Genomic DNA, 12866 nt, shown 5'->3' with positions numbered 1-12866 from the left:
GATACTTTCAGAAATAAAAAAAGCCACTCCGAAGAGCAGCTTTTACTATGGTAGTTTCAGGTAATTTACAATTTCTCGGCAGGAGGCATTTCCAGCAATTTATCTGCCATGGCATTAGCCAGTTTAATGAGCTCTTCCTGGGTTTGAATTTTCATATTGCCTTTTTCCTCAATAGGTTCGTACACCATTTCCCATTTAATTTTTTCGGCAAAAGTTTTCAGGTTTTTCACACCACCACCATTCCACGAGTAGTTACCAAAAATACCCAGGTAATGGTTTTTAGGTGCCATATGCTCAACCGTAGTCAGCAGGGTTTCAACATTCGGAAACATAGCATTGTTATACGCCGCGCTTCCTACAATAAATCCTTTGTATTTAAAGATATCGTTGATAATGTACGACGAGTGTGTTTTTGATGCATCGTAAACACGAATATTTTTAATTCCGCGAACAGCAATCTGACGAGCTATGGTCTCTGCCATTTTTTTGGTATTTCCATACATCGATCCGTAAACAATAACCACTCCCCGATCCAGATCGTAAGAGCTCCATTTGTTGTAACGTTTTAAAATCCAGTCTAAATCGCTTCGCCAAATCGGGCCATGTGTTGCGGCAATCATTTTAATATCAATTCCGGCCAGTTTTTTTATGGCACGTTGTGTATGCGGGCAGTATTTTCCAACAATATTGGTAAAGTAACGCATAACTTCCACTTCGTAGAAATCAAGGTTTATCTCATCATCAAAAATCCCGCCGTCCATTGTTCCGTAGCTGCCAAAAGCATCGCCCGCAAAAAGTATTTTGTTGGTTTCTTCGTAGGTAACCATTGTTTCAGGCCAATGCACCATTGGAATCATCTGAAATTGCAGTTTGTGTTTACCCAAATCCAGCACATGGTCGTCGTGCACAATAAGCACATTCTCCGGATTCATATAAAAAGCCTCCACAAACCCAAATGTTTTTTTATTTCCTACAAGTGTAATATTCGGATAACGATGTACAATAGCTTTTAAAGCGCCCGAATGATCGGGTTCCATGTGGTTTATAATCAGGTAATCCACTTCCCTGTCGCCAATAATTTCTTCAATGGCATCCAGGTAATCATCAATAAAAGCACGCTCAACTGTATCAACCAATGCAATCTTTTCATCAACAATCAGGTAGCTGTTATACGAAACTCCATGCGGTATTGGCCATATATTCTCGAAGAGATGCGTACGACGGTCGTTAAATCCTAAATAATAAATATCTTCTGCAAGATTTACTTGTAGCATAATTTTCAGTTTTAAATCAATTTTTCGAAACTCCCACAAAATTAGTGAATTTGTGGTCATTGCAGCCAAAATTAGTTCTCTGCTCCCTTATTTAGAACTTGGGTTAAGTGAATGTTAGGAGAATAGCCGTATTGGTGGTATTTCACGGTAAAGTTGCAGTGGGCCTTCCGCTTTTGTAATTAATAGTTTTTAACGGCACATTGGTTTTCAATAGCTTGTTTCGACTCATTCTTTTTTCACCTATTTGAAAGAATTTTATCTTTGAAGCCTAATTCGAAATTTAAGCTATGTCGATAGAACAGAAAAGCCGTGCTATGACCTTTCCGCGAATCGGGAAATATATTATTATATTTTTTGCCATTGCCTTTATTATTGTTGGGGCAAGAGGCTATCAGCTATACCGTTATGTTTTTAATGTGAATGTAAACAGCGATTATGTTTTGATGATTGACGAAGGAGACAACCTGAAAACGATAAGCGAAAAGCTACAGAACGACCAGGTGCTTTTAAACTTTAAAGCTTTTAAATGGGTGGCCAAAAAGAAAAAGTATGCCGATTATATTCGTCCGGGGCGTTATGAAATTGAAAAAGGGATGACCACTAACCAACTGGTAAACATGCTGCGCAGCGGGGCACAAGCGCCGGTAAACATTACCTTTAATAATGTGCGTTTTAAGGAAGAGCTGGCCGGAAAAGTTAGCAAATACATAAAAGCCGATTCGCTCTCCATACTTCAATTGTTTTCCGATGAACAACAAATTACCGATTGGGGCTTTACATCCGAAAATTTCAGGGCTATGTTTATTCCCAATACCTACGAAATGTACTGGACAACCTCGGCTACCGAATTTGCCGAACGGATGAAAATAGAATACGACCGTTTTTGGAACGACACCCGGTCAAAACAGGCAGCAAAAATGGAGCTTACTCCTCAGCAAGTGGTTACCCTGGCTTCCATTGTTCAGTCGGAAACCATAAAACCCGACGAATTAAAAACCGTTGCAGGGCTTTATGTTAACCGTTTGCGCAAAAACATTGCCTTGCAGGCCGATCCAACCGTAAAATATGCGCTGGGCGATTACTCGATAAAACGCGTGTTAAACAAACACCTCGAAATTGATTCGCCATACAACACCTACAAGTTTGCAGGTTTGCCTCCGGGGCCTATTTGTTTTCCTGAAATTACTTCAATTGACGCTGTGTTAAATTACGAAGAACACAACTACGTTTATATGTGCGCTAAAGAAGATTTTTCGGGCTATCATAATTTTGCACGCACCCTAAGCCAGCACAACCGAAATGCAAAAAAATACCGTGATGCGCTAAACGAAAGAAAGATCTTCAAATAGAAAAATTAATCAAACAGCTTCTTTTTAAAAAAAACTCCCCTACTTTTTACGAACCTCTCTCCCTTGCAATAGAGGTAATCATCTATCTTTGCTCGTCGTAACAGTAAGAAACTACACGCAAATAAACATGAATAAACTACTTACTATGCTGCTTGCGATGGCGGTTTTTGCCTCGCAGGCCCAAAACAAAGACTGGGAAGATCCAACGGTAATTGCCAAAAACAAAATGCCGGCGCGAGCCACTTCTTACTCTTTTTCAAGTTCCGATGATGCCTTAAACGGAGATCGCGAAAATTCACAAATGATTTCTTTAAACGGAACATGGAAATTTAATTTCTCGGAAAGTGAGCACGATCGCCCAAAAGAATTCTATAAAGAAGATGTTTCATCATGGGACGATATCGAGGTTCCTTCGTGCTGGGAAATGAAAGGTTACAATTATCCCATTTACAAAAATTCGGGCTTTAATTTTCAACCTGATCCTCCATTTGTGCCTCGCGACAACCAGGTGGGTTCGTATGTAAGAACCTTTTCCATTCCGGAGGATTGGAACGATCAGCGAATCATTCTACATTTTGGAGGGGTCGCTTCGGCCATGTACGTTTGGGTGAATGAAAAGATGGTAGGTTATAGCCAGGACAGTCGTTTGCCTGCAGAATTTGACATTACCGATTTTGTAACAACAGGTGAAAACAAGTTAGCAGTTGAAGTTTATCGTTGGTGCGACGGTTTTTATATGGAAGACCAGGACCACTGGCGTATGAGTGGTTTGCACCGCGAAGTTATGCTGCTGGCACAACCTAAAATAGCCATCGAAGACTTTTTTGTTCGCACACGTTTAGATGCCACTTATCAAAATGCCTTGTTGCAAATTAGGCCAAAAGTAACCCGCGCACCACAAAAAGATTTGGAAGGCTGGACCCTGGAGGCTGAACTTTTTTGTGCTGATAACAAACCGGTTTTAGCAGCCCCGCTAAAAAAAGAAGTAAGCAAAATTGTATACGAACATTACCCGCAACGCGACAACGTATATTTCGGGTTAATGGAAGAGAAAATAGTTAGCCCAAAACTTTGGTCGGCAGAAAAGCCAAACCTTTACACGCTTGTTTTGAATTTGAAAGATGCTGAAGGAAACCTGGTTGAAGCGCGTTCAACAAAAGTAGGTTTCCGCGAGGTGGAGATTAAAAACGGAGAATTACTGGTTAACGGCGAATCGATAAAATTGTATGGAGTAAATCGTCACGATCATCATCATACCGAAGGCAAAACGCTTAGCAGGGCAGATCTGGAACAAGATGTTTTGCTGATGAAACAATTTAACTTTAATGCAGTTCGTACCAGCCACTACCCCAACGATCCGTATTTTTACGACATGTGCGACAAGCATGGCTTGTATGTAATGGATGAAGCCAATATTGAAACGCATGGATTGAATGGTTATTTAAGTAATCAGCCCGAGTGGCACATGGCATTTCAAGACCGTGTTGTCCGGATGGTTGAACGCGATAAAAACCACCCTTCCATTATTTCGTGGTCATTGGGCAACGAATCGGGCTGCGGCCCTAACCATGCAGCCGCAGCAGGCTGGGTAAAAGATTACGACCCTACGCGTTTTGTACACTACGAAGGCGCACAGGGAAGCCCGGAGCACCCCGACTACCTGAAACTGGGAACACCGGAATACAACAAACAATGGAGAAGAGGCAACCCTACCGATCCGGCCTATGTGGATGTGATCAGCCGTATGTATGCGAACCTTGAAGACCTTGAAGCATTGGCCAAAAGCCCCTACATTAGCCGTCCAATTGTTGAATGCGAATATGCCCACGCCATGGGTAATTCGCTGGGTAATTTTCAGGAATACTGGGACCTGATGCACGCATACCCTAACCTGATTGGTGGGTACATTTGGGACTGGATTGACCAGGGACTACTGGTAAAAGATGAAAATGGCAACGAATATTATGCCTACGGCGGCGACCACAGCGACGAACCTAACGACAACAACTTCTGCATCAACGGTGTAATTGCATCAGACCGCACACCAAAACCGCAAACCTGGGAAGCCAAATACGTTATGCAGCCCATACAATTCTCAGCTGTCGATTTAGAGAATTTCAAAGTACGCCTTTTAAGTCGCTTCAACTTCACCAACCTCAATGAATACAATTTTCTGTGGACCTTAAGTGAAGATGCCACCCAAATACAATCGGGTTCGTTAAGCGGGTTCTCACTTAATCCGGGCGAGAGCAAGGTGTTTGAAATTCCGGTAAAAGAATTTGAAACCAAAACCAATGCTGAATACTGGTTACGATTGAGTGTTCAATTAAAAGAAAACCAAAGTTGGGCGCAAGCCGGACATGAGGTGGCTAAGCAGCAATTTAAATTACCGTTTGAAACTGCGGGTCGTCTTAAAAAGCAGACAAAACTTGCCCCTCCTGTTTTTAACACAAGCAACAATTCTATTGTAATCAGCGGAAAAGGTTTTGAGGTGGAAGTAAGCAAAACGAGTGGTTTAATTACCAGCTATAAAAAAGGAGAAGAAACCATAATCACCTCAGCATTAACTCCAAATTTTTGGCGTCCCTTAAGCGATAACGACGAACGTGGCTGGAAAGCGGAAAAACTGATTGGCATCTGGGAAAATCTTCCTTCAAAATTACAACTCAAAAATTTTGATGCCGATGCTACCAAGTCAGTTGTTCATTCCGAACTGGCTTATGATGGTTTACGCTTAAATATAACCTACACCTTTTCTCCGGAAGGAGAAGTTTTAGTTGATTTTGATTTAAAAATACCTGAGGAAATGCCCGAGCCTATTCGCGTGGGAATGAGCATGGGAGTTTCAACCGAGCTGCAACAAATGGCATTTTATGGCAAAGGACCTTTTGAAAACTACAGCGACAGAAACCGCGCTGCCGAAGTAAACATTTACGCCGGGAAGGTTGATGAGTTTTACTATAACTACGTTAAACCTCAGGAAAGCAGCAACCACACCTGCGTGCGCTGGCTGGCACTGGGCAATTCGGCCAAAAACGGGATGATGATTACAGGAGAGAGGCCGCTTCAAACATCGGTATGGCCATACACTGCTGAAAATATTCGTGAGGCGCAACACCCAACCGAATTAACAAAAGCAGATCGTTTAACCGTAAACATCAGTTATAAAATGGCTGGCGTGGGCGGCAACGACTCATGGTCCATAAATGCCCGCCCAATTAACAAATACCGTTTACTGGAAAAAGAATACAGTTTTGCATTTAAACTCATTCCGTTTACCAATGCACGAAATTTGAATGACATTTATCGTTACTCAAAATAATATTTAAACAAAAAAGCAAAGACCAAAAGAGCGTTTTACAAAACAAGCGCACTTTTGGTCTTTGTTGTAGCTAAAAGTAAACAACCTATAATATCAATTCCACAGCTGCACTGGCTTTATTGGCTTTTTCTCTGGCCTTTTGTGTTGAATTTGCACGTGCCAGACAAACCCCCATCCGGCGTTCGCCTTTTACTTCCGGTTTCCCAAACAAACGCATTTGAGTATCCGGCTCACTTAAAACTTCAGCCAGGTTTGAAAACGATACTTGTTTCGATTCTCCTTTTACCATGATAACGCTACTTGCCGATGGACCATGAAACTTAATGTTTGGTATTGGTAAGCCAAGCACTGCCCGAACATGTAGGGCAAATTCGCTCAAATCCTGCGAAATCATGGTTACCATTCCGGTATCGTGCGGACGTGGCGATAACTCGCTAAAATATACCTCATCATTCTTCACAAAAAACTCAACACCAAACAAGCCCCGGCCTCCCAGCGCTTTAACAACTGCTTTGGCAATTCTTTGTGCTTCGTGTAAGGCAACTTCAGACATTGCCTGTGGCTGCCACGACTCCTGATAATCGCCGCCCTCCTGTCGGTGACCAATGGGTTCACAAAACGAAATGCCCCCCACATGGCTAATTGTTAACAAGGTAATTTCGTAGTCAAAATCAATAAAACCTTCCACAATTACCCGGTCGCTTTTTCCTCGTGCTCCCTCGATGGCATAATTCCATGCAAAATCAATATCCGACTCATTTTTCACCACACTCTGCCCTTTTCCCGACGAACTCATTATGGGTTTAACAACACATGGAAATCCAATTTTATATACCGCCGTGGTAAACTCTTTCTTGTTCCCGGCAAATTTATATGGTGAAGTTGACAATCCCAGTTCTTCGGCTGCCAGCGTTCTAATCCCTTCGCGATTCATAGTTAACCGTGTGGCAGTAGCTGTAGGAATAACGTTAAAACCATCCTTTTCCAGTTCAATTAAAGTATCGGTTGCTATCGCCTCTACTTCAGGAATAATGTAATCAGGCTTTTCTGTTCTTACTATCTCAGCAAGCTTTTCACCATCCAGCATCGATGCTACATAAAACCGGTCTGCCACCTGCATGGCTGGCGCATTTTTATAACTGTCAACCGCAATCACTTCTACACCGTAACGCTGAAACTCGATGACTACTTCTTTTCCTAATTCACCGGAACCCAACAAAATCACTTTTGTTGCTGTTGGCGAAAATTTTGTACCTAACACTACCTTTTTGCTCATCCCTGTTTTTTTTTGATGCGGCAAAAATAAACTTATTTACTGTTTCGCATTTATTGTCCTTTTCAACAAGTTATTTTCTAACGATTTCTTGAAACTGAAAAAAAGTTGTATGCCACAAAATTCATTCAACCATTTTGAACAAAGCATAAAGCTCAAGAGTTATTTCTCTATAAAACACTAATAATGAAAGCAATAAAAAAAGATCAAATTATGCAGGAAGTTTTCGACCTCTACGATGATTATGCCCATAACCGTATCGACCGCAGAAAATTTGTTGAACGCCTTTCGGCCTATGCAGTGGGTGGGTTAACCGTTTCGTCGCTCATGAGTTTTATCATGCCCAACTACCAGGAAAAAATTCAGGTGAAGGAAACAGACCAGCGCCTAAAAACCGAAACAATCAAATACAGCTCGCCCAAAGGTGGCGGAAAAATTAGCGGACAATTATCGCGGCCTGCGGGTAACACAAAAAAACTTCCCGGAGTGGTGGTTGTTCACGAAAATCGCGGATTAAATCCACATATTGCCGATGTTGGCAGGCGCGCTGCACTTGCAGGATTTATTTCCTTGTCGCCCGATGCCCTTTCGCCACTTGGGGGTTACCCCGGAAACGATGATGATGGACGCACAATGCAACGCCAACGCGACAGAGATGAAATGCTTGAAGATTTTATTGTGGCCTTTAACCATTTAAAATCACATCCGGAATGCGATGGTAATATTGGTGTGGTTGGCTTTTGTTTTGGCGGCTGGATTTCAAACATGATGGCAGTTCGGGTTGCCGGGTTAAAAGCAGCTGTTCCGTTTTACGGTGGACAACCCACCGAAGAAGAAACGAAAAAAATTAATGCACCACTGCTCCTGCACTTTGCCGAACTGGAAAAACGCGTAAACGAGGGCTGGCCGGCCTATGAGGCTGCTTTAAAAAAGTACGAAAAGCAATACACCGCCCACATGTATGCGGGTGCAAATCATGGCTTTCATAACGACACCACTCCGCGCTATGACGAGGCCGCTGCAAAACTGGCATGGAGCAGAACCATCGACTTTTTTAAAGAAAAACTGAGCTGATATTTCGCTTTCAACAGGACAGTTAATTTTGGGTTTGCTGCAATTTTTGTTTCTTAGCAAAAAACAACGACATGACATCTTATAAAACCTTTGAAACAGAGCGCCTGATTTTAAGACCATGCGTTGAACAGGATGCAAAGTTTATCTACCGCTTGCTGAACACTCCAAAGTGGTTGGAGTTTATTGGCAACCGAAATGTTAATTCAGAAAAGGAAGCTACAAAATATATTCAGGACAAAATGTCTCCTCAACTGCAAAAACTTGGTTTTGGCAATTATGTGGTGCAACGCAAAAGCGACAATTCGAAACTCGGCACCTGTGGTATTTTCGACCGAGAAGGTATGGAAGGCTTGGATATTGGCTTTGCCTTTTTGCCCGAATACGAGAAAAAAGGATATGCATATGAAGCCGCCCGCCGTTTATTACAAGCTGCTTTTGAAGATTTTAACCTGAAAACAGTAAAAGCCATTACCACCCAAAACAATGGAAACTCGCAAAAGCTACTCGAAAAATTGGGCATGCAAAATATGGGAAGCGCTTTTCTGGATGGCGACCCCGAAGAGCTTTATTTGTACGAACTGAACCAAAAGCAATACCACCAGCAAGGTATGCAAGCACTTCTTTTAAATGAATTTGTTTTAGCCGAAGGTGCCATAAACGAACGCATCCGGCGCTCGAGCCTGTCTCTACATCCAATTCTGGCAAATGCACCGCTTATTTATGGCGAAACAAAAGAGCCCATGTCCGAAATATACAGGGGCTATATAAACATTGCCCAAAAAGCAAAAACGCCCATTTGCGTTTACACCCCTAGCTGGCGAGCCAATGCCGAAAGGGTTAAACAAGCAAAAGTTTTAGAAAGCATAAACCGCGATGCCTGTAAATTTATGCAAAACATTAAAAATGAATTCATAGGATTCGAGCATCAGGTAAAAATTGGTGGTTTGTTTGGCCCCAAAAACGATTGCTACAAACCAGAAGAAGCCTTATCGGCTGAAGAAGCAGAGCAATTTCATGCCTGGCAAATAAACGAGTTGGCCCAAAGTGGAATTGATTTTCTTGTACCGGAAACTGTACCTGCACTTTCAGAAGCATTAGGCATTGCACGTTGTGCAGCTAAAACCGGCATTCCGTATATGATTGGTTTTGTAATCGGTAGAAATGGAAAAATACTTGATGGAACTACGCTTAACAAGGCCATTGAAAGCATTGACGGGCAGGTAGAAGTACCACCCATTGGTTATGCCATAAACTGCGCACATCCCTCGTTCTTTAATCCTGAGCAGCTCGATTCCGAATCATTAAGTCGGATTATTGCCTACAATGCCAACGCTTCATCGCTCGATCATTGCGATTTGGATAATGCCGACTGCCTGCACACTGACAACCTGGAAGAATGGGGTGAAATTATGCTTACTCTAAACAAAAAATATGGGATAAATATTTTGGGAGGCTGCTGCGGCACTAACGATGCACACATTCAATACCTTATCGACAATTATTAAACAAATGATTTTGTACTAAACTTTTTTTAGCGACACTGCGCTTCATCACTATTCGCTTAAAAGTATTCTTTTATTTTTACGATTGAAAAAAATCACCAACTATGAAGAACTTTATTTTTACCGCCCTAGCGGTTCTACTGGCAATGGGGGCTACAGCACAAAATTTAAACAAAGAAAATATTCAGGAAATCAGGTCGTCGTTAAAAATGGATGCCTATACCAAAAGCATGCAAAATGCGCTTTCGGCCAACGACATTAACAAACTGGCTAAAAACCTTGAAAATATTAACGAAGATGACCATCATTTTACCTATCGTGTAAAAGTTAAGGGAATAACAAACCAAAAAAGCTCGGGTCGATGCTGGTTGTTTACTTCTTTAAATATGTTTCGACCAAAGGCCATGGAAGTATTTAATGTTAACTCGTTTGAATTTTCTGAAAACTACCTTTATTTCTGGGATTTGTTTGAGAAATCAAACCTTTTTCTAAACAACATGATTGAGTCGGCCGATAAACCCATTGACGACCGTCTGGTGCAGTGGTATTTTCGCTCTCCAATCGACGACGGTGGCATGTGGAGTAGTTTTGCCAACCTGGTAGATAAATACGGAATGATTCCGAGAGAAGCCATGACAGAAACGCACTCGAGCGAAAACACCCGCTACATGGTTAAGTTTATTAACCTGAAACTAAAAGAAAACGGCTTGCGCTTGCGCGAAGCAGCAGCAAAGGGAGTTCAACCGGAAGCCCTTCAGCAAATGCGCACCGAAATGATGAAGGAAGTATACCGCATGCTGGTTCTTAACCTGGGTGTACCACCTACCAAATTTAGCTGGCGTTACGAGGATAAAGACAAAAATCTGTCGGCCTACCAAACGTATACACCGCTGGAATTTAAAGAAAAGGTACTGGGCGACATTCAGGTAAAAGACTATGTAATGTTAATGAACGACCCAACCCGCCCTTTTAACGTACATTACGAGATTGACAACTACAGAAATGTTGAAGAAGGTGTAAACTGGCACTACATAAACCTGACAAACGATAAGATAAAAGCGATGGCCATCGAGTCGATAAAAAATAACGAAGCACTTTATGCATCATGCGATGTGGGGCAACAACTCGACCGTAATTATGGCATTCTTGATGTGGACAACTTCGACTACGAATCGGTATACGGGGTTACTTTTAACATGAATAAAGCCGAGCGCATTCAAACAAAATCCAGTGGCTCGTCGCACGGAATGGCGCTAATTGCTGTAGACTTAAACAACGAGGGCCAGCCGGTTAAATGGCAGTTTGAAAACAGCTGGGGAGAAAGTGCCGGGCATAAAGGCTACCTTACTTTTACCGATGAATGGTTTAACGAATACATGTTCCGGATTGTGGTGCATAAAAAATTTGTAACACCCGATGTTTTAGAGCTATATAAAACAGAAACGACCCTGCTGCCACCGTGGGACTGGATGTTTTAATCAGATAAAATAAAGCCCGGTTTTCGAATGAAAGCCGGGCTTTGTTTTGTTGTAAAAACAGTTTTAATAACGAGCTACTCCTCCTCCAACTCCACATATAGTTGCGTCGCCTCTATTTTTGTAACAACAATCTTTTCATCCTTATCAATAAATCCGGATACGGCAACTGCATCATATATATCTCCATCAACAATAATTTTGCCTCCGGGACGCAAAACCGTTTGTGCAGTTCCCGATTTACCTTTCAGGTCAAACAGTTTAGTTTCAACACTTACGTACCCTTCATGCACATCTTGCACTGTTTTTAAGGCAAAGTTTTTAAACAGGCCATGCTCTGCTGTAAACATTTTTTTACCCAGGTAAAGTGCCAGCATAAAACCACCAAATAAACCAAGAACAACGGTTGTAATTGCCGTTCCTACTCCCCGAAGTTCCACTCCCTCAAAATCAAAATTAACATTATCGATAAGGCTTAACAACAAGCCTAAAAACACCAGCGTAATTCCGGCAGCCCCGGCAATACCAAAGCCCGGAATCACAAATATTTCAACGGCAATAAGAATTAAGCCAACAATAAAAACGGCAATTTCCCAGTGTTCGGCCAGCCCTTCAAGATAGAGTGGCATAAAGTAAAGTACAGCTGCTAAAATGGCAATACCCAGCGGGAAGCCAATTCCTGGCGATTGCATCTCGAAATAAATGCCACCAACGATGGCCATAATCAGTAAACCCGAAATCATGGGGTGTACCAAAAAACCAATTATTTTTTCAATCCATGTAGGCTGATATTCTGTTACTTCGTAATCGTCAATACCAACCTGGTAAAGGACCTCCTTTAAGGTTTCGGCGGTGCCCTCGCAAAAACCGTTGGCGATAGCCTCTGCTGGTGTAAAAGTCAGCACCTGCCCCGAGTCGGAAACCCCTTCTACATAAATCCGCTCATCTACCATTGCTTCAGCAATTTTCGGATCGCGAAACCAGCTCACCAAAGTATCGCCTGAAGCGGTAACTACAGTATCTTTTCCGTGTGCTTCAGCGGTGGCACGCATGGTTGAGCGCATGTAGCTCTGGTACTTATCGGGCATGGCTTCGCCGGTCTGATTAACAACGGTTGCTGCCCCAATGCTGCCACCCGGACGCATGTAAATACCGTCGCAGGCAATTGAAATTAATGCTCCTGCTGAAGCAGCATTGTTATCGATAAAAACATACACCGGAATATCGCTTTGTAAAATTCGCGTTCGGATAGAATCAGCATCAACTACCGTTCCGCCATAAGTATTCATATGAATTAAAAACACATCGGCCTGTAACGAGTCGGCAGCTTCAAAAGCCTGGCTCACCTGGCGTCGCGTGGCTGGAGTAATTTCCGATTTAATATTTAAAAGATATACTTTCTTTTTATTAGCTTCCTGCGCCAGTGCGGCCAGTGAAGAAATTAACAATAACAATATCCAGAAATTTTTCAGCTTCATACTCATCAATTTAGTCCGCTCCAAATTACAAAAAACTAACGACAAACAGGGTAAAAAAACGCAGGTACCATAGCCTTATTCGCTGCCCAAACAGCAGAACCGCTCTATCCGGGTTAAAG

Annotated in this window: 8 protein-coding genes; 5 read left to right on the top strand and 3 right to left on the bottom strand. The window is 42.3% G+C overall.

Annotated elements, in window-relative coordinates; translation table 11 throughout:
* Positions 1-65: 65 nt before the first annotated feature.
* Complete coding sequence (locus QZ574_RS14115) at positions 66-1274, bottom strand: FprA family A-type flavoprotein (protein WP_297090605.1); 1209 nt, start codon at positions 1272-1274, stop codon at positions 66-68.
* Positions 1275-1561: 287 nt separating this feature from the next.
* Between QZ574_RS14115 and mltG the strand changes: the two genes are divergently transcribed.
* Together mltG and QZ574_RS14105 are read left to right on the top strand one after the other, a co-directional pair.
* Positions 1562-2623: an endolytic transglycosylase MltG gene (gene mltG / locus QZ574_RS14110; RefSeq protein ID WP_297090602.1), complete on the top strand. Its 1062-nt coding sequence runs from the start codon at positions 1562-1564 to the stop codon at positions 2621-2623.
* A gap of 127 nt (positions 2624-2750) precedes the next feature.
* Positions 2751-5945, top strand: a complete 3195-nt coding sequence (locus QZ574_RS14105; protein ID WP_297090600.1) for a glycoside hydrolase family 2 TIM barrel-domain containing protein — start codon at positions 2751-2753, stop codon at positions 5943-5945.
* An 85-nt stretch (positions 5946-6030) separates the two neighbouring features.
* Here QZ574_RS14105 and purT read toward each other — a convergent pair whose 3' ends face one another.
* Positions 6031-7221 (bottom strand): formate-dependent phosphoribosylglycinamide formyltransferase, encoded by a 1191-nt coding sequence (gene purT, locus QZ574_RS14100; protein WP_297090599.1) that lies wholly within the window; start codon positions 7219-7221, stop codon positions 6031-6033.
* 183 nt (positions 7222-7404) lie between these two features.
* On the opposite strand from purT, the gene QZ574_RS14095 reads away from it, so the two are divergent.
* From QZ574_RS14095 to QZ574_RS14085, 3 genes are all read left to right on the top strand, one after another.
* The gene (locus QZ574_RS14095; protein WP_297090597.1) at positions 7405-8292 is read left to right on the top strand and encodes a dienelactone hydrolase family protein; all 888 of its coding nucleotides are present in this window, start codon (positions 7405-7407) and stop codon (positions 8290-8292) included.
* Between the two features lie 71 nt (positions 8293-8363).
* Positions 8364-9797 carry a GNAT family N-acetyltransferase gene (locus QZ574_RS14090; RefSeq protein WP_297090594.1) on the top strand — a complete coding sequence of 478 codons (1434 nt, stop codon included), beginning with the start codon at positions 8364-8366 and terminating at the stop codon, positions 9795-9797.
* Positions 9798-9898: 101 nt separating this feature from the next.
* Positions 9899-11272 (top strand): C1 family peptidase, encoded by a 1374-nt coding sequence (locus QZ574_RS14085; protein ID WP_297090592.1) that lies wholly within the window; start codon positions 9899-9901, stop codon positions 11270-11272.
* 74 nt (positions 11273-11346) lie between these two features.
* On the opposite strand, the gene QZ574_RS14080 is transcribed toward QZ574_RS14085, so the two are convergent.
* Entirely contained in the window at positions 11347-12747 is a 1401-nt protein-coding gene (locus QZ574_RS14080) for an NfeD family protein (RefSeq protein WP_297090590.1), read from the bottom strand.
* Between the last annotated feature and the right edge of the window lie 119 nt (positions 12748-12866).

It is taken from the genome of uncultured Draconibacterium sp. (assembly GCF_913063105.1).
Taxonomy (GTDB): domain Bacteria; phylum Bacteroidota; class Bacteroidia; order Bacteroidales; family Prolixibacteraceae; genus Draconibacterium.
Note: the sequence above shows the minus strand (reverse complement) of the source record. Positions and strands in the feature narration are given on the sequence as shown.